Here is a 20,456-nt window from a genome sequence, read left to right on the forward strand (position 1 = left end):
TTGTTGGCGAATGCTGCGGAAAATGGTGCTGATGAACGTCAGTTTGCGGCGGAGAGAGCCGCGCCCAATGCCTTGTGAAGACTGGCGTTGGCGGCGAGCACGTCTCCGCTCGTCAGCATCTTGTCTCCGCCATTCAGATCGCTGACGAATCCGCCCGCTTCGCGCACGAGAACGATTCCTGCCGCGACGTCCCACGGCTGCAGGTTATGCTCCCAGTACGCATCGAACCGTCCAGCAGCCACGAATGCGAGGTCAAGCGCTGCTGATCCGGAACGGCGGATGCCAGCAACTTCCTGCATCAGCAGGCCCATTTCCTTGAGGAAGCGCGGGTGACCTTGCCGGCCGCGATGCGGAATGCCGGTTGTGACCAGTGCGTCAGCCAAGGTTTTGCGGGCGGCGACACGCAGGCGCCGGTCGTTCATGTAAGCGCCCTTGCCCTTTTCGGCGGTGAAGAGTTCGTCGCTTGCGGGATTGTAGATGACGCCAGCAATGAGCTGGCCTTCGCGTTCGAGACCGATCGAAATCGCAAACAGCGGATTGGAGTGCAGGAAATTCGTCGTGCCATCGAGCGGATCGACGATCCAGCGATGCGTTTTGTCAGCGCCTTCGACCTCGCCGCGCTCTTCCATCAGGAAGCCGTAGCCAGGGCGCGCTTTGGACAGTTCCTTGAAAATGATGTCCTCGGCCTTGTGATCCGCTGCGGAGACAAAGTTGGCCGGGCCCTTGATCGAGACCTGAAGCTGCTCGACCTCGCCGAAATCGCGGACGAGGCTGCGGCCCGCCTTTCTTGCAGCGGAGATCATGACGTTCAGGGTCGGCGATACGTTAGCCATGGGAGGTCCGAAAGTTTGGGAGGTACTCGGGGGCTCTAGCGGCTCTTCCCGGAAGTAGCAAGGTTGCCAACGCCGCTGGCTGATCGCGCGATTAAGGAAGAGCGCTCATTTCGGGCTCAGCCTGGATGTGGTCGCTCCATGCCGCGGCGGCCGCTTCTGCCTTCTTGCGGTCTGCCTTGGACAGCTTGGCGATCATGTCGTCCATGGTTTGATCGATAACGCCGTGGCGCTTTGCGATCAGGCGCCACTTGGCTCCCTCCACCGGGTTTTTCTCCATCTTGATGCCTTCGAAGCAGATGTAAGCCATGCGGTTCTGGGCGCCGGGGATGCCCTTTTCGGCGGCTGCTTTCATCAAAACGGGAATCTTCGGCTCGTCCTTTGTGAGTCCGAACCCTTGCAGCAGCTTCACGGCGTAGTCGTACTGCGCGACGGGAAGACCCTGCTCTGCGGCGCGTGAAAGCCAGCGTGCGGATTCAAGTGCGTTGGGATCTGTTCCTGTGCCCGTCTGATACAACTCGGCGACGTCGTACTGCGCTTGCGGCAGACCTTTCTCCGCTGCGAAGCGAATATGCTGAAAGGCGCGTATCGGGTTTTCTGGCTTGCCGTCGCCCTTCAGAAAGAGAACGCCGAGATTGTAGTTCGCTTCCGCGTGTCCGGTCAGCGCGGCCTTCTCGAACATCACGGCGGCCATCCGGCGGTCTTTCTTGACGCCGTATCCTTGCGCGAGTGCGAGCGCGATGGCGAATGTTCCCTGTACGTCTCCGAGCTCGGCGGCCTTCGAGAAATACGAGTAAGCTTTGACGGGATCTTTCTTGATGCCGAGGCCTTCGGTGTAGATGCGTCCGATCAGCGTGTTGGCTTGCGGTTCGCCACGTGCGGCTGCTTCCTCGGCGAGTTTCAGCGCGGTGAGATATTGCCCTTGGTCGAACGCCATGTACGCCGCGTCGTCGCCCGTCGCGGGGGCGGTGGAGGGGATGTTTTTCTCAATTTCAGAGGTGCCTGCGTGCGATTGCTTCGCGGCGGCCGGTTTGGTTACAAGCGGTTTTTCCGGTTCCGGCGCCGATTTGCGCGTAATCCAGGAACTCGTTTCGGCGGCGAGCGGAATGGCGCCGACCATCGTGGATATCAATGCGATAGCTGCACACGGCAGCATGCTCATTGCAGCCGTGCGTTTCACTGTGCGTCCTCATGCACTGCCGCTGCGGCGGCAAAATCCTTCGCCCGCGCTACGGCGTCTTCGACAGAGTCATCCGGACCGATCGTCAGCGTTACGAAGTCAGCGCCAGCCGAGAACAGGTTGCGCGCATGCTCTTCACTGGTAACGTCGAAGGCGGCGCACGGAATCTCAAAAAGTTCGCTCCACCAGGAAACGAGATCGATCTGCCGCTCTGCGGCGCGGACGCGGTCTCCGACATGGGGCGGGACGCCGAACGCGACATAGTCTGCGCCGTTTTCGCCGAGTTCCATCGCGTCATGGCGGGTTCGGCCCGCATCCGCGCCGACGATGGCGTCCTGGGCGGCGCTGCGGCGGGCATTCGCAAACTCGGTGCCGATCTCTTCGGACCAGGGGATGTGGACGCCATCGGCGGAAAGCGCCACGGCGGTGCCGGGATCGGACAGAACGAGCGCGGCAGCGTCTTTGGACTGCACGAGCGCCACAAGCTCACGCTTTGCCTGGTCGTTCAGGCCGCTACCGTCGAACCGCAGCAGCACACTCGCAATGGGGCTCGTGGCAAAGACGTGGCTCAGCACGTCTCGTGCGCCCTCAAGTGAACGGGCGCCCACGGCAAAGTCTATGTAGAGGCGGGCATCGCGCGACACGAAAGTCTTCTCCGGATCAGGTGTGCTCAATCGAAGCCGAATGCGGCAGAAACAAGAAGGACATTCGAGCCAGACCCTTATAGCGCAATGCGAATCGCGTTTTGGGGGTCACAGAGCGTTTTTTTCGCCGGATTAAGCGATTGTGGAGGTTTACCCTAGGGAGAGAACGGGCCATGGTTCGGCGCGGTCTCGAGTTTCGGCGTTATTCCGCCAACATGAGGGCTCACGAACTGCTCGGGGACACCGGCATCTCAGCGCCTCTCGCCTTTCGGAGCCTATCCGCATGAAGAATTTTTCCGCTCTTTGCGTTCTTGGTGTGAGCGCGCTGGCGCTATCCGTTTTCAATACAGGTGCTGTGCGCGCGACTGACGCGAACGCGCCAGCGGACACCGCTGCACCGGCTGCCTCAGCCGTACCGGGAGGCGCTCCAGAAGCGCCGGGGGATGCGCCAGCGGCCGCTTCTTCGCCGACAGCACCACAAACCACGGGCGCTATTCACACCGACGATGCAACTCCGCCGTCTTCAGCTACAGCGGCTGCTCCTGACGCGCCAACGGCTCCGGCCAACGAGCCGAGTGCTACAGCGGCTGAGCCCACTGCCACGCATGATGGCCCGTCGACGGCTGCTGCAACTCCAACCGAGTCGACTCCGGCGGCGCCGCCAGCGGCCAGTACGTCGACACCTGCCGCAACACCAGACTCGACGACGGCGCAACCATCTCAGCCCGCATCGCCTGCTGCTGAGGCCGCCGCGGCGGCAAGCGTGCCAGCAGCGAGCCCTGTCGTGGAAGCTGCACGCAAGCGGCTTACCGATCAATCGATCGCGGGTCGAAAGAATTTGGCTTCTGACGTCGCTGCCGCAAGCGCGTTCTACGCGACGCGGACCGATGCGCTCTGGATTGCGAATGACGCTTATACCGACAAGGCAAAGAGCGTCATTTCGGAGCTCAAGAAAGCAGGCGACTGGGGACTTGAAGCATCGGATTTCCCCGTCGCTGAGCTTGCGTCTGGCGCAACGCCTGAAGCCGCAGGCAATGCTGAAGCGGAGTTGACGCTCGCAGCGCTCAAGTATGCGCGGTATGCCCGCGGCGGTCGTTTGGATCCGCTGGCGCTCAGCAACATCTTCGACATGAAGCCGCCGGTCAAAGACGCCAACGAGGTGATGAAGGAACTTGCGGAAGCTTCTGAGCCGGGCAAGTATCTCGTGCACCTCAATCCGAAGCACGACGGCTTCGAAAAGCTGCGCCAGGAATTGATCAAGGCGCGTGGGCCTGAAGAACCTGAAGCGACTGTCGATCCGGCACTGCTCGTCAACATTCCGAGCGGAAAGCTCATTCGGCCCGGAATGCGAAACGATCAAGTTTCGTTGCTGCGTCAGCGCCTCAAAACGCCGTCGGAAAACGCTGAAGACGATGATCTTTACGATGAGAAACTCGTAGGCGCTGTAGAGGATTACCAGCGCGAGCACGGTCTTCGCGTCGATGGGATTGTGGGTGGTCAGCTGCGCACCGCGCTCAACAACGAGGGCAAGCCCGAGAAGGCCGATCCCGCGCGCAATGTCGATCGTCTCATCGCCAACATGGAGCGCTGGCGCTGGTTGCCGGAGAACCTCGGCGATTTCTACGTGTTGAACAACACGCCCCAGTTCGTCAGCGAAATCTGGAAGGGAAAAGAGCTCAAGCTGCGCCAGAAGATGATCGTTGGCATGCCGTCCTGGCCCACGCCGATCATGATGGCGGATATGAAGTACGTCATGTTCCGGCCAAGCTGGGGCATGCCGGACGGAATCAAGCAGAAAGAGCTTCTGCCGCGTCTTCGCAGAGCTTCGAACTCGGGGAATAACTTCTTCGATCAGCTGTTCGGCGGTGGTGGCGGCGGTGGTGGCGCGCGCGTTCTCGAAGCCTACAAGCTGCAGGTGTCTTACAACGGACAGAAGATCAATCCGGATTCGATCAACTGGAGCACGGCCGACATTCGTCGCTTCAGCTTCGTGCAGCCGCCGGGGCCTGAAAATCCGCTCGGCCTCGTGAAATTCCGCTTTCCGAACCGGCATGACGTCTACATGCACGATACGCCGGAACGGAGCCTGTTCGGCCGTAGCGCTCGTGCGTTGAGCCATGGCTGCATGCGCGTCGAGGAGCCTCGGCGCACGGCGGAAATTCTTCTGCAGGAAGACAAAGGGTATTCGGAGCAGAAGGTCGGTGAACTCTGGAACAGCGGAGCCGACGTGACGCTCGATCGTCCGGTTCCGGTTTACCTCGCTTACTTCACGGCACGCGTGGACGACAGCGGACGGCTCGCGACCTACGGAGACATTTACGGTTTCGACTCTCGCGTTATGTCGGCGCTTCGTGGGCGGCCGGTGCGTTACAACGCGCCGGAAGCGATTGATCCGAGCTCTGGCGATGTCGATAGTTCGTACGTCAGTGATGCAGGCGGTTATTCGGATTCGGTCGCGCCGGCACGCAAGACCAACAACAAGAAGACCGCTCGCAGTAAGCGCGAGCCGAAGTCGGCCGGTACGACGCTGCAGGATGCACTGTCGAATATCTTCCTGAACTGATCGGCGCTCTCGCGCATCACATTAAAAAAGGGCGGCTCGATAGCCGCCCTTTTTCATTTGTATTCGGTTGTCGGAGAAATCGAGCGCGCGCTGTTACGCGGCTTTCTCGAGTTTCTCTGCCCATTTGCCTTCAGCGGCGAGGCCGTTCATTTTTGCACGGTGTGCGAATGCACGCTGCGCGGCGGCAACGTTTTCCGTCTTGCCGCCCCAGGCCTTGATGGCTGCCGCCTGGAGAGCGCGGCCGTACGAGAACGTGAGCGCCCAAGGCAGCGGACCCGCAGCGTTCATCAGCGACAGATGCTCGGTCGCTGCTTCGTCGGACTGGCCGCCCGAGAGGAAGGCGATGCCCGGAACAGAAGCCGGAACCGTTGCCTTCAGTACAGCGACCGTTTTTTCCGCGACTTCGGCGGCAATGGCCTGCTTGGCCGCCTTTTGACCGGCGATGACCATGTTCGGTTTCAGGATCATGCCTTCGAGATCGACGCGCGCATCGTAGAGTTCACGGAACACCGTGCGGAGAACCCATTCCGTCACCCGGTAGCATTCGTCGATGTCGTGGGACGAATGCGGACCGTCCATCAGGACTTCCGGTTCGACGATCGGAACGATGCCAGCTTCCTGCGCGAGAGCCGCGTAACGAGCGAGCGCGTGTGCGTTGGCCTTGACGCAATTCCATGTCGGGATGCCGTCAGCGATCGTGATGACGCCGCGCCACTTGGCGAAGCGCGCACCGAGTTTGTGATATTCGGCGAAACGCTCGCGCAAACCGTCGAGGCCTTCAGTGACCGTCTCGATTTTGACGGTGGGGCCGGGGAGGGGTTTCGCGCCGGTATCGACCTTGATGCCGGGAATGGAGCCTGCCGCCTTCATAACGTCGACGAGCGGCGTGCCGTCTTTCGCTTTCTGACGGATCGTCTCGTCGTACAGGATGACGCCCGAGACGTTGTTTTTCATCGCGTCTGTCGTGCGGAACAGCAGTTCGCGATAGTCGCGGCGGCTGTCTTCCGTCGACGTCAGATTGATGGTGTCAAATCGCTTCTTGATCGTGCTGGTGCTTTCGTCCGCAGCCAGAATGCCCTTACCGGGCGCAACCAGAGCGCGGGCGATGTCTTGAATTTTTTCGCTCATAAGAAACTCCGTCGTGCCGTTTACGTGTTCTGAATATGGATCGGGCGCCGTTACCGGGCGCCCGAATTGAATTGAATGACTTAGAGCAGTTTCCCCATCGCGACGGCAGTATCTGCCATGCGGTTCGAGAAACCCCACTCGTTGTCGTACCAGGACAGCACGCGGACGAGGTTGCCGTCCATAACCTTCGTCTGATCAAGGTGGAAGATAGACGAATGGCTGTCGTGGTTGAAATCCACTGAGACGTTTGGTTGATCCGTAACCCCAAGGATGCCCTTGAGTTCCTGCGACGCGGCGCGCTTCACGGCGGCGTTGATCTCATCCTTGGCCGTTTCGCGCTTGGAAACGAACTTGAAATCGATAACGGAGACGTTCGGCGTCGGCACGCGAATGGCGGTGCCGTCGAGGCGGCCGTTCAATTCGGGCAGGACGAGGCCGACGGCCTTGGCGGCGCCGGTCGAGGTCGGGATCATCGAAAGTGCCGCCGCGCGGCCGCGATAGAGATCCTTGTGCATCGTATCGAGCGTCGGCTGATCGCCGGTGTAGGAGTGGATGGTCGTCATGAAGCCTTTGTCGATGCCGACCAATTCGTTCAACACCTTCACGACCGGCGCGAGGCAGTTCGTCGTGCAGGATGCGTTCGAAACGACGACGTGGTCCTTCGTCAGCTTTTCATGGTTGACGCCGTAGACGACCGTGAGATCGGCGCCGTCAGCAGGCGCGGAAACGAGAACGCGCTTGGCGCCAGCATCGAGATGCATCTTGGCTTTATCACGCGCGGTGAAAATGCCGGTGCATTCGAGCGCAATATCAACGCCCATTGCCTTGTGCGGAAGTTCGGCCGGATTCTTGATGGCCGTTACCTTGATCGGTCCGCGACCAGCATCGATCGTATCGCCCGATACTTTAACTTCGTGAGGGAAGCGACCGTGCACACTGTCGAAGCGCAAAAGATGTGCATTCGTTTCGACGGGACCGAGATCGTTGATAGCAACGACTTCAATATCGGTCCGGCCACTTTCAATAATTGCGCGCAGCACATTGCGACCGATACGGCCGAAACCGTTGATCGCCACCTTCACTGTCATTCTGGGGAATCCTCCGATCAAAGCTGACTTGCGGCGGAGTTTGGCTCGTGCGCCGCATAACCTCTTCTTGTTATCGTAACAATTGGGGTCTTTGAATGAGACCTAGTGGACATCTGCCCACGTGGCAAGGTTCGAAGGCTGCGACCCTTCTCGTTCAATTTTTTTGATTTACGCAGTTAAACACACGCTCGTTGTTGACGGCGTTTACGATACGCGTAACGTAGGGAGATGCACTGGTGATACGCGTCAATCGTGTCGCTCGAGAGGGCGATGAGAGGCCATGACTGAACGCAACACCGCGAAAATCAAAACGGCCGTCGATCTTAAGCCGGCCCGCAAATCCGTTACGGACGGAAACGTCAGGGCGGAGAACGTTAGGCTTCGCGCGGAGCTGGCAACTGCCCGGCAGCGCATTGCCGAACTGGAACAACGCACAGTTGATGCGCTCAATCGGATTGATTGGGCCCTCGATTCGCTTCATAACTTCGCGCACGAAGACTAGTGCGCGGCGTTTGAGCGGGAGGGCGGCAGCGCGTCGCCAACGGCTGCGTGGCTCAGGTTGCAATCAATTTTAACGGCCGTAGCTACCGCTTCAATTGCGCGGAAAGCGAAGTCGAGCGCCTGCAAGACATCTCCAAGTACTTGATGAGCAAGCTTGAAGCGCTTGTGCGTGAGCACGGGTCGATCGGTGACGAGCGCCTGATGCTCATGGCGGCTCTGGGCGTAACCGACGAACTGCTGGACGCTCGCGCCGACATCGACGAACTACTCGAAGGCGCATCGAGCAAAGACTCGAATTCTGTCGTCGGACGGCTTCGCCAAGCCTAAACCCTCAGATCATTTATGGGATTTGTCGCAGCGAGCCTGCTGCGGACAGGCAATCTGGACACTGGATTTTTCCCTTGGCTGTCCTTAGATTCACATTGCTGCGGGGCTCGTCAGGGGCAATATGACCCGGGGGCCTATAAGATCCGCACGGGTGCTGTCCCTGACCGGAGCCGTGGCTTCGGACACACGGTGCCCACCTACGCTCGTAGGGACCACGCGGGATCATGATCCCAACGGCCTTCGCGGCACTGAATTCACTGTCGGTATCTCGTCAGGATTTGACTGAAAGAGGTCATGTCGGAAGCTAAAAAGCAGTTGCGTGCCCAGGCATTTGAGCGGCGGAAGGCCGCCTTTTTGTTGCACGGACTGGAATCCAGTCGGAAGATCGCCGCCTATGGGCTCGATTTTCTAAACGCGCCGTCCGGGGCAACCGTGTCGGGCTTTGCTGCGATCAACGATGAGATCGATCCGCGGCCGTTGATGATGTGGCTGCAGGCGGAAGGTTGCAAACTTGCGCTGCCCGTCATGCAGGGCAAAGGCAAACCTCTTTTGATGCGAAGCTGGTCGCCGGGAGACGCTATGGCGACAGCTGCTTGGGGCATCGCCGAACCGATGGACGACAAGCCGGCTGTCGATCCCGATGTTGTGCTGGTGCCGCTTCTGGCATTCGATGCACGTGGTTATCGTCTCGGCTACGGCGGCGGTTTCTACGACCGCACGCTGGCACGGTTAAGAAAAATAAAGCCCGTTATCGCTGTTGGATTGGCGTATGACGAACTAAGGGTCGACGCGGTGCCGGTCGAAAGTTATGACGAAAGACTCGACTGGGTCCTTACGCCCTCTGGCCCTGTACACTGCCTCGATTCCTGATCCGGACTTTTCATGCGTCTTCTGTTTCTCGGCGATATCGTCGGTCGCCCGGGCCGTACGGTGGTTTGTGAAAACCTGCCCGGGCTTATCACGCGCCATGCAATCGACTTCGTCGTCATCAATGGCGAGAACGCTGCTGGCGGGTTCGGCATCACGGAAGCGATATTCAATGATCTGATCGATGCTGGCGCGGACTGCGTGACGCTCGGCAATCATTCGTTCGATCAGAAAGAGGCGCTGGTTTTCATCGAGCGCCATGACCGGTTGATCCGTCCGCTCAACTATCCCAGAGGTACGCCCGGGAAAGGCGCAACGCTTGTGAAGGGCCGCAGCGGAGCCGAGGTGCTCGTTATCAATGCGATGGGCCGCGTGTTCATGATGGAGCTCGATTGTCCGTTCCGCGCGGTCGATAACGAACTGGCGGCGTGCGCGCTCAAGCAAGGCGCGGATGCGATCCTGGTCGATTTCCACGCCGAGGCAACGAGTGAAAAGCAGGCCATGGGTCTGTTCCTCGATGGCCGGGCCAGCGTCGTCGTCGGGACGCATACACATACGCCGACGGCGGATGCGCGCGTTCTTGCCGGTGGCACGGCGTATATGTCGGATGCTGGTATGTGTGGTGATTACAACTCTGTCCTAGGGATGGATCCCGAGGAGCCGATCAACCGGTTTTTGACGCGGATTCCGCGCTCGCGATATGAACCGGCGACGGGGCAGGGCACGCTTTCCGGTCTGGTGGTTGATATCGACGACGCGACGGGCCTTGCCACGCGGGCGCAGCCGCTTCGCAAGGGGCCACATCTCTCTCCGGCACTGCCTGAGGATATTGCGCCGCCCGGAGAGGCTTGACCTGCAGCGGGTGAGTCCGCGAAAAGGGGCGCCAACGACACTTTTTTTGACGGATAGGAGCCATGGCCGGTCACTCGCAATTCAAGAACATCATGCACCGCAAGGGCAAGCAGGATCAGATCCGCGCCAAGCTCTTCGCGAAGTTTGCGCGTGAGATCACGGTTGCGGCGAAGACCGGTGTTCCAGATCCCGAGATGAACCCGCGCTTGCGCCTCGCGATTCAGGAAGCGCGCGCCGAGAATATGCCGAAGGACAACATCGAACGCGCCATCAAGAAGGCGTTGGGCGGCGATTTGGCAAACTATGAAGCGGTTCGCTACGAGGGCTATGCGCCTGGCGGCGTGGCCGTTCTCGTTGAAGCGCTAACGGACAATCGCAACCGCACGGGCGGTGTGGTGCGTAGCGTGTTCACGAAGTTCAATGGCAACCTCGGTGCCACCGGCTCCGTCAGCCATATGTTCAATCACATTGGCGAAATCGTCTACAAGCCGGAAGCGGGCTCGGCGGAAACAGTGCTCGATGCAGCGATTGAAGCGGGCGCTGACGACGTGCAGTCGGATAGCAACGGGCACGTTATCGTTGCGGCATTCGACGTTCTGGGTTCGGTCGCATCGGCTCTCGAAGCCAAGCTCGGCGAGGCGACAAGCGTGAAGGCGGTCTGGCGGCCCAATCTGACGACGTCGGTCGATGAAGACAATGCGCAGACCATCATGAAAATGCTGGCGGCACTGGAAGACGACGACGACGTGCAAAACGTCTATGCGAATTTCGACATCTCCGACGATGTGATGAAACGGCTGACGGCGGCTTAAGCCAGTGCCGAGCTGGCGTCCGACTGGCAAGCGTACTGGCTATGGCCCGACGTAGAAAATGCCGAGAAGCGCCGCCATCAAACCTGCGATAATCAGAAGAAATCCGACGATGTCGAAGAACTGAGCCATCGCGCCTCGAAAGCGGTGACCGGACATGGAACGTGCGTCTGCGCGTTCAGCGGAACGGTCGCGCGGCGGGGCGCCGAAGAGTTTGCGGACGGTCGATCGATGTGTCGCCGCCGCAATGTGACCACGGGATTTGTCCCGCGCTGCCCAGCGAAACGAGCATAATGCCCGCGAAGATGAGCAGAACGCCTGTGGAAATCCAGATGGGGTGGGCGAAAACCGGCTCCATTCGCGCTCCCGGATGGTCGGTTCGCGCGAGATGCGCAAACTGCGGTTAATGATTGAAAGTAGAAGGAATCGAAGCCGTTGACGAGGCCGTTGACGCGGATGAGTGCGCAATTCACGGTGCGCGCGGTGCGAAAGACATTATGATCCGGCAAGATTTACCGGTCGCGTGGGGACAGACATGGCCGTGGAGGGACTGGGCAGGGAGAGCGATCCGCTACGCATCGGACTCGTCATCGTGCATGGCGTTGGCGATACCGAACCTGGCGATTGCATCAACGCGGTTCTTGATACCCTAGCGGAGACGCGGCCGGGCTACACGGTCTCGCCGTCGAACCTGTACGATCGGATCGAGGAAACTGGGATCGACGAAACGCCGACCGTGTTTCCCGTCGTGCGCCGTGGTGCGCGCCATACCAGCGGCATCGACATCGAAGCGGTCGAACTTCATTGGGCCGATCTCACACATTTGCAGCCGGGTCGGCTCAACACGATCTTCGGGCTGTTTCGCGTCATCTTTGAATCGCATCACCTCGTGCATGCGATGCTCGACAGGTCGCTCGGCGCGATGGCGATCCTCGTGCGCGGGATTCTGTGGCTAGCTGCGTGGCTGCTACGCGGTCCCATTGTCGGGCTTACGGCAGCGGTCTCTCTGATCTGCGCAGTCTATGTGTATGAACCGAAGTGGTTCAGCGTCGATCGTGTCGATGCCCGGCTGCAGTTCATCGCGGTGGAGGCCGCGTTATGTGTGGCTGCGGTATACCTCTCCTATTCCGTGCTCAAGGGGCGCGATTATTCCTGGTACGACGCGGTCGCCTGGCTCGTGATCACGAGTGCAGGCTTAGCGCTGCTCGCGACGCACGGATCTCTGATCGGTCTGATGGATCTTTTTCCGCCGTTGCAGGCGCGCGGACATGAACTCGCAGTCGCGCATCAGAGCTGTCTGGCAAGCGATCCGGTCGCTGCGTGTTACGTCAATGGGCTTTACCGCGTTCTCATCTACGGCTGGCGGCTGTGGGGATTTCTGATTCTCGTTGCGACGGCGCTGTTTCTGATTGCGCTCGGGCGGGCCTGGAAATGCGGCGACCGCTCGCGGCTCTCGGCGCTTTCGACCAGCATCGGCATCCTCGTCATGCAGTTCCTGCTGTGGACGACGATCGTCGTGACGATCATCTACACGATGCTGATGCGCGCTGAGACTGGCTCGGCATTGCAAGTGCTCAGGGAGCCGATCATGGAGGCTGTCGAGCACGGCGCGATCGCAAATGACGGGGCGATCGTGCAATATCTGCAGATCCCGGACCTGAAGCTCGAGTGGATCGCGCGGTTTAAGTTCATCTATGCGGCCGCGGCGCTGACGTTGATCGCGTTTCTTTTTGCTGCCTGGGTGTTGATGGCCGTTCGCCGACGGCGTGCGCGTCTCGGGCTCAATGATCCCGAAAAGACCGCTCGGGAAATGCCCCGCCTTCTCTTCAGTCCGTGGCTTGCCGGTCTCCTCGTCGCCGCGTTCGTGATCGTCATCACGTTCGTCTTTTTCCAGCCTGAGCTGGAGATGCGGCCGACGTTCGTTGCCGTCCGCGGTTTGGTGTTGCCCCTTGCGGCGCTTGCCGCGCTTCTCGTGCCGCTGGCATTTGGGCAACGCGTTGCGAACGTCATCACCATCGCGCGTGACCTGATCGACCATCACTACCGGCCTCGGCTGGAAGCGGCGTTCTTTCTTGTTCCGGCACGGTTTCGGACGAACCTCGAATGGCCGCGCCGGGCTCGCCTCGCGCGCCGGTTGAAACGGGTGCTCGAAAGCTTCGTCAAAACTCAGAAATATGACGGCGTGGTCTTCCTGGCGCATAGCCAGGGCTCAGTGCTGGTCTACGATTACCTTCGTGACAACGCTCCGGCGTATTCCGATCTTGGCGCGGCATCGCCCGCGTTTCTGTCGTTCGGGTCGCCTCTCGGCAGCATTTATCAGAGGTATTTCCACGAATATGACGCCTCGCGCCCAGTGCCCGTCGGGATGGCGGCGCGCCTCAAATGCTGGATCAATCTCTATCGCGTCGACGACTACATTGGTGGGCCGATTACAGCGCCCGCTGGGCTGCGAATCGACAACCACGTGATGGGGCTCGGCGGTCACACCGGCTACTGGTCCAAGCCGGAGATCGCGGAAGCTCTGGACGCCATTCTGATGGGGAAGGTCGCGGATGCGACACAGCCTCCGCCTTTACCGCCGCAACCTGCTCCAGCGTCGGCGGCGTACTCGGTTCGTGCTATGCGAAATGCATGAACGGGCGAACGATTCGAATCATCGGTATTGATCCAGGGCTGAGGCGGACCGGCTGGGGCGTCGTCGAAAGCGACGGCGTGCGGCTGGTTTACGTCGCGTCCGGCGTAATAACGCCGCCGACCGATGACGATCTCGCCTATCGGCTTTCGGCGCTGTTCGACGGCATAACGGGAATAATTCAGAGCTTCAGTCCGTCGGAGGCGGCGGTTGAAGAAACGTTCGTCAACGAAAACCCGCGCTCGACGCTGAAACTTGGTCAGGCACGGGGCGCTGTTCTGCTGGCGCCAGCGCGGCTTGGACTGCGCGTTGCGGAATATACGCCGAACCTCATCAAGAAGTCGGTTGCGGGAACGGGGCATGCTGAGAAACGGCAGATACAAGCGATGATCGCGTTTCTCTTGCCCAAAGCGACGTTCGAGTCTGCAGACGAGGCTGATGCGCTGGCGATCGCGATCACACATGCGCATCACCGCGTCAGCCGTGCGCGGGCTGCCGCGCTCCGGCCGTTGAAGGCGGTTTAGTCATGATCGGGAAACTCAAAGGCAAGGTTGACGCCATTGGCGAGAGCTTTCTCATCGTCGATGTTCACGGCGTCGGTTACGAGGTTCAGGCGTCCACGCGGACGCTGCGCAATCTAAAACCGGGCGATGATGTTTCACTGACGATCGACACGCACGTTCGCGAGGATGCGATCCGTCTGTTTGGATTTCAGAGCGAATTCGAGCGGAACTGGTTTCGCACGCTGCAGTCGATTCAGGGTGTGGGTGCGAAGGTGGCGTTGAGCGTGCTCGGCATTCTCAGTCCGCAGGATCTTGCCAGTGCAATTGCGCTCGGGAATTCGGCGGCTGTCGAGGAGGCGCCCGGAGTCGGCAAGAAGCTCGCGCTGCGCATCGTTGCGGAACTGAAGGATAAGGCGCCCGCGCTGGCGGTTGCGGGGCTTCACGTCTCCGGGGCGGCGGGAACGGCACAAGGCGCTGGTTCTAGCGCTATGCCGCCCGCTGGCCTTGCGGCGGCAGAGGCCATCTCGGCCCTCACAAATCTCGGATATAACCCCGCGCAAGCGAGTGCGGCGATCGCGGTAGCGGCGCGCGAACTCGAGGGGGCCGACACGGCCGCGCTGATCAAGCGTGGTCTCAAGGAGCTGGCGCGATAACGACGCGTGCTCGCAATGGAATAAAGGCAGACTGACAGTGAATGAAGTGAGCAATGTCCAGCGTGCGATATGGATGACGCTGATTACGTCCCTCGCAACGCCCCTATTCGCGAGCCTACTGTTCATGGCGCTGGGGCTTGCCCGGCCTTTTACGGATTTTATGTTGCAGTCAACGGAAGGGCTGCCGATCGGCGAAGCGGCCGTTGATGTGTTCACATGGGCGGCGCTGCCTTCGACGGTAGCGGGAATTGGCTTGTCCCCGTTCGTCCTCCAGCATGGCGGCTATACGTGGTTGCACGCGGCCGTTGGCGGTGTGCTGGCATTCATGGCCAGCGCGATCATTTTCCCGATCGATGCGGGTGGGGCGATGCCGCTCCTGGCTTTTCTGGCGGGGCTCATCGCGATCGGCATGCGGCAATTGCTGATTGCGATTGGTATTATCCTCGACCGGTCGGGCCCATGACGCGAGGAGCGGTGCGTAGAAGCATCGCCCGGTCGTCTGCCCGCCTTGACGTTGTCAGCGAATAGAGCCACGAACAAACCATGACCGACCGGCTCGTCAGTAGCGCGCGCAAGGAGGTGGACGCCTTCGAGGCGACGATCCGCCCGCAGTCGCTCGACGAATTCATCGGACAGGAGCAGGCGCGAGCGAACCTTCGCGTCTTCATCCAGGCGGCGCGCGGCCGGGGTGATGCGCTGGATCACGTGCTGTTCGCCGGACCGCCAGGGCTCGGCAAGACGACGCTGGCGCAGATCATGTCGAAGGAACTCGGCGTCGGGTTCCGCGCAACGTCGGGGCCTGTCATCTCGAAGGCGGGCGATCTCGCGGCGTTGCTGACCAATCTCGAAGAGCGCGATGTTCTTTTCATCGACGAAATTCATCGGCTCAATCCGGCAGTCGAAGAAATCCTCTATCCGGCGATGGAAGATTTTCAGCTGGACCTGATGATCGGAGAAGGTCCGGCGGCGCGCTCCGTTCGCATCGATTTGCCGAAATTCACGCTGGTTGGGGCAACGACCCGCGCAGGGCTTCTGACGAACCCTCTGCGTGACCGGTTCGGAATTCCTGTGCGGCTCAATTTTTATTCGATCGACGAACTGGAAGAGGTCGTTGCACGCGGTGCTCGCGTGCTTGGCGCTCCGATGTCGTCGGACGGCGCGCGAGAGATTGCGAAGCGCTCACGTGGAACGCCGCGGATCGCTGGCCGGCTGCTCAGGCGCGTGCGCGACTTTGCGACTGTCGACGGCGCGAGTGTCGTCAATGCTGCCGTTGCGGACCGTGCGCTCAAGATGCTGGAGGTGGACGGCGAAGGGCTGGACGCGCTCGATCATCGGTATCTCGCTTGCATCCTCAGAAACTATGAGGGTGGGCCAGTCGGCATCGAGACGCTTGCGGCGGCGCTTTCAGAACCGCGCGATGCGCTCGAAGAGATCGTCGAGCCCTATCTTCTGCAGCAGGGTTTCATCGGGCGCACGCCGCGTGGCCGCGTGCTGACTCTCAAGGCGTACCGGCATCTCGGCGTTAACCGACCCGTGGGTTCGCCAACCCCTGAGCTGCCGATCTTTGACGGAGATGACGGCGAGGCTTAGCCGTTTTGACGATCATGCTTTGGTCAATTTTGCAGCGAACCAGGGTCGCAAAAATTCGGGATAAGACGGGACGTCCATCGATGTCAGATGCTATCGGCACAGCATTGGGCAGTGCTCTCATCGCCGGCGATGTGGTTCCGATGTCTCTTTCTGCACCCCGTCAGTCATAGCCAGGAGCCTTTGGTGTTCAGCCGTCGCGATGCGCTCAAGATGATTGCCGCGCTGGGCCTGGGGTCCACGGCGCTCAGCAGCTATGCCGTGGCCGAGTCGTTCGGAGGCAGCGTTACCCACTACAGCTTGACGCCGCCGGGATGGACACCCGGCCTCTCGCTTCGTCTCGCGGTTATTGCCGATATTCATGCGTGCGATCCGTGGATGTCGGTCGCGCGGATCGATCGCATCGTCGAGCAAACGAATGCGCTGGGTGCAGACGCTATTTTGCTGCTCGGCGATTACGTCGTCGGCCGAAGGCTCGGCAAACTGTCGACAGCAATCAGTGCAGGAAGCTGGGCGACATCGCTCGCCAATCTCAAAGCTCCGCTCGGTGTTCATGCAGTGCTCGGCAATCATGATTGGTGGGATCAGCTTGAGGTCCAAAAGCGGCGCAGCGGGCCGACGCGTGCCGGATTGGCGCTGAAAGCCGTTGGGATTCCCGTTTACGAGAACGACGTCTTGCGGCTCGAAAAGAACGGTAAGGCGTTCTGGCTCGCGGGGCTCGGCGATCAATGGGCGTTCTGGCCGCGACGGTCGGACTATGACGATTTCGTTCGCGGTGGGAAAGTCGGCTATATCGGCGTGGACGATCTGCCGGGAACGCTTGCGAAGATAACGGATGATGCGCCTGTCGTGCTGATGGCGCACGAGCCCGATATATTTCCACGCGTTCCTGAGCGCGTCTCACTGACGGTATCTGGGCATACGCACGGCGGGCAGGTTCGGATTTTCGGTTATACGCCGGTTGTGCCGTCTCGGTTCGGGTCTCGGTATGCGTATGGCCACAAGGTCGAGGACGGACGCAATCTCATCGTCTCGGGCGGCCTTGGATGCTCGTCGCTGCCGCTGAGGTTCGGTTCGCCACCGGAAATCGTCGTCATAGATCTTGGTCAGGAAGGTAACGGTACAGCGTGACGGATATGAAATGGCCCGATCTGGCGGGTCGCATCGTGAACGACGAACACGGGCAAGGGCATGTGCTGCCGGTTCGGGTTTACTTCGAAGACACCGATGCGGGCGGGGTCGTCTATCACGCGTCATATGTGCGGTTCGCCGAGCGCGGGCGGACGGATTTCCTGCGTCTTCTCGGTACGGACGCTCGGCAGTTGATCGACGGCTCCGATAGCCGAGAGCCCGCGGCGTTCCTGGTTCGCCGCATGTCGTTCGATTTTTTCCGGCCCGCGCGAATGGATGATCTGCTGGAAGTCGAAACGCGGGTGAAGGAACTCGGCGGCGCAAGCGTAACGCTCATTCAGACGATCCGAAGGGGCGAAACGCGTCTCGTCGAAGCCGAGGTGACGGTGGTTCTTGTGGCGATCTCGGGAAAACCTCTCAGGCTCAGCCAAGCGGTGCGGAGCGCGTTTCTCAAGCACACTCAAAATAATTGATTGGCGGCATCGCCTAGCCGAGGACCGCGGAAAACCGCGATTAAGACGCTCAGAATGAGCCAAAGAGCACGGTTTTTCGTGGATAAACCGGAACATGCGCCAATACGACGGCAGTTTGTGAGCCCTTGTTTGGTCATATTGCCCGGCGAAAGCTCTCGTTGAGAAAGCGCATGCGGCGGGGCATGGCTACCGGGGTCACCGTCATATCACCGTCCTTCGCGATCTTCGGCGAGCTCACTGTGCGCGGTTGCTTTGACGATCCGTCTAACTTTCTCGCGTGCGCGCTTTTGGGTTCCTGCAGTTCTTCGACATGGATGGTGAAATGAATCCCGCGGAAGTCGCTCAAGGCGTCGTCGCCCCGGTCCACGCGTCCGGGTTTTCCTTTGTCGAGCTGTTTCTACAAGCCAGTCCCGTCGTTCAAATCGTCATGACCGGACTCGGATTGGCGTCGATCTGGTCGTGGGCGATCATTTTCGAGAAACTGCTCGCGTTCCGGAAAGCGCGCATCGAAAGCGATCGGTTCGAGCAGTTGTTCTGGTCTGGTCAGTCGCTCGACGAACTTTATGCAAATCTCTCGCGCGGGCGTGCCATCACGATGGCGGCGCTGTTCGTGGCGGCGATGCGTGAATGGAAGCGCTCGGTCGAAGGTAACATTCGCGCGCTCGGCGGCATTCAGTTGCGCGTTGAGAAGGTGATGGACGTTACGATCAGCCGCGAGATGGAACGTCTGGACCGTCGGCTGCTGTTCCTTGCGACGGTGGGATCGACGGCGCCGTTCGTGGGGCTGTTCGGCACGGTCTGGGGCATCATGACGAGCTTCCAGTCGATCGCGGTTTCGAAGAACACTTCGCTCGCAGTCGTTGCGCCGGGTATCGCTGAAGCCCTTTTTGCGACGGCTCTCGGCCTCATGGCCGCCATTCCGGCGGTGGTATTCTACAATAAGTTCTCCGCAGATTCGTCTGCGATTTCGCAGCGTTTATATGCCTTTTCCGATGAATTCGCCGCGATCGTTTCGCGCCAGATCGACGTGAGGGCCTAAGCCCTATGGGTGCCAGTATCAAAATGGGTGGCGGTGGCGGCGGCAGACGTCGTCGTGCCCGCAATATGCCGATGAGCGAAATCAACGTCACGCCGATGGTCGACGTGATGTTGGTGCTGCTGATCATCTTCATGGTGGCGGCGCCGCTGCTGCAGGTCGGTATTCCGGTCGATTTGCCGGAAGCGAAGGGGCAGCAAATCCCGACGCCGAAGCAGGAGCCGCTGGCCGTTACCGTGAAGGCCAACGGTGATGTGTTCATCGGAGATTCCCCGGTTCCGCTCGACGAGCTTCCTGTGAAGCTGAAGGCGATTGCCAAGAACGGTTACGACGAGACGATCTTCGTTCGCGGCGACCGCGGCGTGCCCTATGGCGTCGTGATGAAGGTGATGGGGCGCATCAACGACGGAGGCTTCAAGAAGCTGTCGTTCGTTCTCGATCAGGAGCAGGGAGGCACTTAGCCGTGCCCTTCGGACTTGTTCTGTCCTTTGTGTTCCACGCAGCACTGCTGGGGTGGGCGCTACTCGATCTGCGCTCGACCCCTGAGCTGACGCCGGACACGCCTGCGATTTCGGCTGACATCATATCGCCGTCCGAATTCCTGCGTCTCAAGCAGGGCAGTGAGGACGCGAAGAATCTCGAGACGAAGGCCAAAGAAGAGCCGACGCCGGACGACAGCCAGAACGACACGAAGAAGCCGAACAACGCTCCGCCGCCTCCGCCGCCACCCTCCGAGCAGGAAGTGGCCAAAGTCGAGCCGCCGCCGGAGCCCGAACCTCCAACGCCCGAGCCTGAACCCACCGGTCCCACGATCGACGAGAAGAAACTTCTCGAAGAAAAGATCGAGGCGGAGCGTCGCGCGGACGATGCCAAGAAGGCTGAAGAAGCGGCCAAGGCCGCGGCGGAGGCCGCTCAACAGAAGGCTGAGGCGGAAGCGGAAGCTCAGGAGAAGGCCGCAGAAGCGGCAAAGCAAGCCGCTGAAGAAGCGAAGAAAAAGGCTGAAGAAGAAGCCAAGAAGAAAGCTGAAGCCGAAGCCAAGAAAAAAGCGGAAGCGGCCAAGAAGAAAGCCGCTGAGCTCAAGAAAAAGAAGCAGGAAGAGGCAAAGAAAAAGGCCGAAGCTGCCAAGAAGCAGTTCGATCCAAGCCGTATCGCGTCGCTCCTCGAGAAATCCGCGGATGACGCGAAGCCGAAGGCGCTTCTGGACAAGGATCCGCGCAAGAAGGGCCAGCAGGCAGCGGGCTCCAAGGCTGATGCAGAAAAGTTTGGCCAGGAAGCTGGCACCGCGACAGGAGCCGACACGGTTCTATCGGCGCGCGAGCAGGATTTGCTCAAGGGAATGCTGAAATCGCAGCTTAATGGCTGCTGGCGTCCGCCGGGCACGGGTGGCGGCAGCGAGGTGCCCGTCGTCGTGCTGCATTGGGAACTGAACCCCGACGGCTCGCTTGCTGGCGACCCGCGCGTCGCGTCAGCTCCGTCCACGGTTGCGGGACAAGTTTACACAGAAGCCGCGCTTCGGGCGGTCAGAATGTGCTCACCTTTCCGGCTTCCGCCCGATAAATACGAAGGCGGGTGGCGCTTCATCGACTGGACGTTCGATCCGCGCGAAATGTTGTAATCGCCGCAAAGTTGCTTCATTCGACGGCGAAGCGAAC

21 protein-coding genes and 1 other RNA gene are annotated in these 20,456 nt (G+C 60.3%); 17 read left to right on the forward strand and 5 right to left on the reverse strand.

Annotation, left to right across the window (positions count from 1 at the left end; genetic code table 11):
• Nucleotides 1-38: 38 nt before the first annotated feature.
• The 3 genes from DLM45_RS12395 to DLM45_RS12405 form a co-directional block, all read right to left on the reverse strand.
• Nucleotides 39-833 (reverse strand): inositol monophosphatase family protein, encoded by a 795-nt coding sequence (locus DLM45_RS12395; RefSeq protein ID WP_181337404.1) that lies wholly within the window; start codon nucleotides 831-833, stop codon nucleotides 39-41.
• Nucleotides 834-924: 91 nt separating this feature from the next.
• Nucleotides 925-2,010 (reverse strand): tetratricopeptide repeat protein, encoded by a 1,086-nt coding sequence (locus DLM45_RS12400; protein WP_343062297.1) that lies wholly within the window; start codon nucleotides 2,008-2,010, stop codon nucleotides 925-927.
• The gene (locus DLM45_RS12405; RefSeq protein ID WP_181337405.1) at nucleotides 2,007-2,654 is read right to left on the reverse strand and encodes a thiamine phosphate synthase; all 648 of its coding nucleotides are present in this window, start codon (nucleotides 2,652-2,654) and stop codon (nucleotides 2,007-2,009) included. Before DLM45_RS12405 ends, DLM45_RS12400 begins: the two co-directional genes overlap by 4 nt.
• A 283-nt stretch (nucleotides 2,655-2,937) precedes the next feature.
• Here DLM45_RS12405 and DLM45_RS12410 point away from each other — a divergent pair, with 283 nt between their 5' ends.
• Nucleotides 2,938-5,217: a L,D-transpeptidase family protein gene (locus tag DLM45_RS12410; protein WP_181337406.1), complete on the forward strand. Its 2,280-nt coding sequence runs from the start codon at nucleotides 2,938-2,940 to the stop codon at nucleotides 5,215-5,217.
• A 93-nt stretch (nucleotides 5,218-5,310) separates the two neighbouring features.
• Here DLM45_RS12410 and DLM45_RS12415 read toward each other — a convergent pair whose 3' ends face one another.
• Both DLM45_RS12415 and gap read right to left on the reverse strand, forming a co-directional pair.
• The gene (locus tag DLM45_RS12415) at nucleotides 5,311-6,345 is read right to left on the reverse strand and encodes a class I fructose-bisphosphate aldolase (RefSeq protein WP_181337407.1); all 1,035 of its coding nucleotides are present in this window, start codon (nucleotides 6,343-6,345) and stop codon (nucleotides 5,311-5,313) included.
• A gap of 80 nt (nucleotides 6,346-6,425) precedes the next feature.
• Nucleotides 6,426-7,433 (reverse strand): type I glyceraldehyde-3-phosphate dehydrogenase, encoded by a 1,008-nt coding sequence (gap, locus tag DLM45_RS12420; protein ID WP_181337408.1) that lies wholly within the window; start codon nucleotides 7,431-7,433, stop codon nucleotides 6,426-6,428.
• A gap of 280 nt (nucleotides 7,434-7,713) precedes the next feature.
• On the opposite strand from gap, the gene DLM45_RS12425 reads away from it, so the two are divergent.
• The 16 genes from DLM45_RS12425 (at nucleotide 7,714) to tolA (ending at nucleotide 20,419) form a co-directional block, all read left to right on the forward strand.
• The gene (locus tag DLM45_RS12425) at nucleotides 7,714-7,935 is read left to right on the forward strand and encodes a hypothetical protein (protein WP_181337409.1); all 222 of its coding nucleotides are present in this window, start codon (nucleotides 7,714-7,716) and stop codon (nucleotides 7,933-7,935) included.
• 47 nt (nucleotides 7,936-7,982) lie between these two features.
• Nucleotides 7,983-8,261, forward strand: a complete 279-nt coding sequence (locus DLM45_RS12430; protein WP_181337410.1) for a cell division protein ZapA — start codon at nucleotides 7,983-7,985, stop codon at nucleotides 8,259-8,261.
• Nucleotides 8,262-8,353: 92 nt separating this feature from the next.
• Nucleotides 8,354-8,514, forward strand: a non-coding RNA gene (gene ssrS, locus DLM45_RS12435) — 6S RNA.
• A gap of 41 nt (nucleotides 8,515-8,555) precedes the next feature.
• Nucleotides 8,556-9,131 (forward strand): 5-formyltetrahydrofolate cyclo-ligase, encoded by a 576-nt coding sequence (locus DLM45_RS12440; RefSeq protein ID WP_181337411.1) that lies wholly within the window; start codon nucleotides 8,556-8,558, stop codon nucleotides 9,129-9,131.
• 12 nt (nucleotides 9,132-9,143) lie between these two features.
• Nucleotides 9,144-9,980: a TIGR00282 family metallophosphoesterase gene (locus DLM45_RS12445; RefSeq protein WP_181337412.1), complete on the forward strand. Its 837-nt coding sequence runs from the start codon at nucleotides 9,144-9,146 to the stop codon at nucleotides 9,978-9,980.
• A 62-nt stretch (nucleotides 9,981-10,042) separates the two neighbouring features.
• Nucleotides 10,043-10,792 (forward strand): YebC/PmpR family DNA-binding transcriptional regulator, encoded by a 750-nt coding sequence (locus DLM45_RS12450; protein ID WP_181337413.1) that lies wholly within the window; start codon nucleotides 10,043-10,045, stop codon nucleotides 10,790-10,792.
• 532 nt (nucleotides 10,793-11,324) lie between these two features.
• A complete protein-coding gene (locus tag DLM45_RS12460) occupies nucleotides 11,325-13,424 on the forward strand; it encodes a hypothetical protein (RefSeq protein WP_181337414.1) in 2,100 nt (699 codons plus the stop codon).
• Complete coding sequence (gene ruvC, locus DLM45_RS12465; protein WP_181337415.1) at nucleotides 13,421-13,945, forward strand: crossover junction endodeoxyribonuclease RuvC; 525 nt, start codon at nucleotides 13,421-13,423, stop codon at nucleotides 13,943-13,945. The genes DLM45_RS12460 and ruvC overlap by 4 nt, the downstream gene beginning before the upstream one ends.
• 2 nt (nucleotides 13,946-13,947) lie before the next feature.
• A complete protein-coding gene (gene ruvA / locus DLM45_RS12470) occupies nucleotides 13,948-14,577 on the forward strand; it encodes a Holliday junction branch migration protein RuvA (RefSeq protein ID WP_181337416.1) in 630 nt (209 codons plus the stop codon).
• A 37-nt stretch (nucleotides 14,578-14,614) separates the two neighbouring features.
• Entirely contained in the window at nucleotides 14,615-15,040 is a 426-nt protein-coding gene (locus DLM45_RS12475) for a hypothetical protein (RefSeq protein WP_343062298.1), read from the forward strand.
• 80 nt (nucleotides 15,041-15,120) lie between these two features.
• The gene (gene ruvB / locus DLM45_RS12480) at nucleotides 15,121-16,167 is read left to right on the forward strand and encodes a Holliday junction branch migration DNA helicase RuvB (protein ID WP_181337417.1); all 1,047 of its coding nucleotides are present in this window, start codon (nucleotides 15,121-15,123) and stop codon (nucleotides 16,165-16,167) included.
• A 183-nt stretch (nucleotides 16,168-16,350) separates the two neighbouring features.
• The gene (locus DLM45_RS12485; protein WP_343062299.1) at nucleotides 16,351-17,295 is read left to right on the forward strand and encodes a metallophosphoesterase; all 945 of its coding nucleotides are present in this window, start codon (nucleotides 16,351-16,353) and stop codon (nucleotides 17,293-17,295) included.
• Between the two features lie 5 nt (nucleotides 17,296-17,300).
• Nucleotides 17,301-17,768, forward strand: a complete 468-nt coding sequence (ybgC, locus tag DLM45_RS12490) for a tol-pal system-associated acyl-CoA thioesterase (RefSeq protein ID WP_210269966.1) — start codon at nucleotides 17,301-17,303, stop codon at nucleotides 17,766-17,768.
• Between the two features lie 322 nt (nucleotides 17,769-18,090).
• Nucleotides 18,091-18,807 (forward strand): protein TolQ, encoded by a 717-nt coding sequence (gene tolQ, locus DLM45_RS12495; protein ID WP_181337419.1) that lies wholly within the window; start codon nucleotides 18,091-18,093, stop codon nucleotides 18,805-18,807.
• Nucleotides 18,808-18,812: 5 nt separating this feature from the next.
• The gene (locus DLM45_RS12500; RefSeq protein WP_181337420.1) at nucleotides 18,813-19,265 is read left to right on the forward strand and encodes an ExbD/TolR family protein; all 453 of its coding nucleotides are present in this window, start codon (nucleotides 18,813-18,815) and stop codon (nucleotides 19,263-19,265) included.
• Nucleotides 19,266-19,267: 2 nt separating this feature from the next.
• On the forward strand, nucleotides 19,268-20,419 hold the full coding sequence (tolA, locus tag DLM45_RS12505; protein ID WP_181337421.1) for a cell envelope integrity protein TolA: 1,152 nt from the start codon (nucleotides 19,268-19,270) through the stop codon (nucleotides 20,417-20,419).
• Nucleotides 20,420-20,456: the final 37 nt, after the last annotated feature.

This window comes from Hyphomicrobium methylovorum (assembly GCF_013626205.1).
Taxonomy (GTDB): Bacteria; Pseudomonadota; Alphaproteobacteria; order Rhizobiales; family Hyphomicrobiaceae; genus Hyphomicrobium_B; species Hyphomicrobium_B methylovorum.

Excerpts from the sequence above, each read along its gene's own strand:
- DLM45_RS12460 (WP_181337414.1), top strand. The coding sequence starts at position 11,325 with ATGGCCGTGGAGGGACTGGGCAGGGAGAGCGATCCGCTACGCATCGGA.
- DLM45_RS12450 (WP_181337413.1), top strand. The coding sequence starts at position 10,043 with ATGGCCGGTCACTCGCAATTCAAGAACATCATGCACCGCAAGGGCAAG.
- DLM45_RS12395 (WP_181337404.1), bottom strand. The coding sequence starts at position 833 with ATGGCTAACGTATCGCCGACCCTGAACGTCATGATCTCCGCTGCAAGA.
- DLM45_RS12415 (WP_181337407.1), bottom strand. The coding sequence starts at position 6,345 with ATGAGCGAAAAAATTCAAGACATCGCCCGCGCTCTGGTTGCGCCCGGT.
- ruvB (WP_181337417.1), top strand. The coding sequence starts at position 15,121 with ATGACCGACCGGCTCGTCAGTAGCGCGCGCAAGGAGGTGGACGCCTTC.
- DLM45_RS12500 (WP_181337420.1), top strand. The coding sequence starts at position 18,813 with ATGGGTGCCAGTATCAAAATGGGTGGCGGTGGCGGCGGCAGACGTCGT.
- DLM45_RS12425 (WP_181337409.1), top strand. The coding sequence starts at position 7,714 with ATGACTGAACGCAACACCGCGAAAATCAAAACGGCCGTCGATCTTAAG.
- ybgC (WP_210269966.1), top strand. The coding sequence starts at position 17,301 with ATGAAATGGCCCGATCTGGCGGGTCGCATCGTGAACGACGAACACGGG.
- DLM45_RS12440 (WP_181337411.1), top strand. The coding sequence starts at position 8,556 with ATGTCGGAAGCTAAAAAGCAGTTGCGTGCCCAGGCATTTGAGCGGCGG.
- tolQ (WP_181337419.1), top strand. The coding sequence starts at position 18,091 with ATGAATCCCGCGGAAGTCGCTCAAGGCGTCGTCGCCCCGGTCCACGCG.
- DLM45_RS12445 (WP_181337412.1), top strand. The coding sequence starts at position 9,144 with ATGCGTCTTCTGTTTCTCGGCGATATCGTCGGTCGCCCGGGCCGTACG.
- ruvC (WP_181337415.1), top strand. The coding sequence starts at position 13,421 with ATGAACGGGCGAACGATTCGAATCATCGGTATTGATCCAGGGCTGAGG.
- ruvA (WP_181337416.1), top strand. The coding sequence starts at position 13,948 with ATGATCGGGAAACTCAAAGGCAAGGTTGACGCCATTGGCGAGAGCTTT.
- gap (WP_181337408.1), bottom strand. The coding sequence starts at position 7,433 with ATGACAGTGAAGGTGGCGATCAACGGTTTCGGCCGTATCGGTCGCAAT.
- DLM45_RS12410 (WP_181337406.1), top strand. The coding sequence starts at position 2,938 with ATGAAGAATTTTTCCGCTCTTTGCGTTCTTGGTGTGAGCGCGCTGGCG.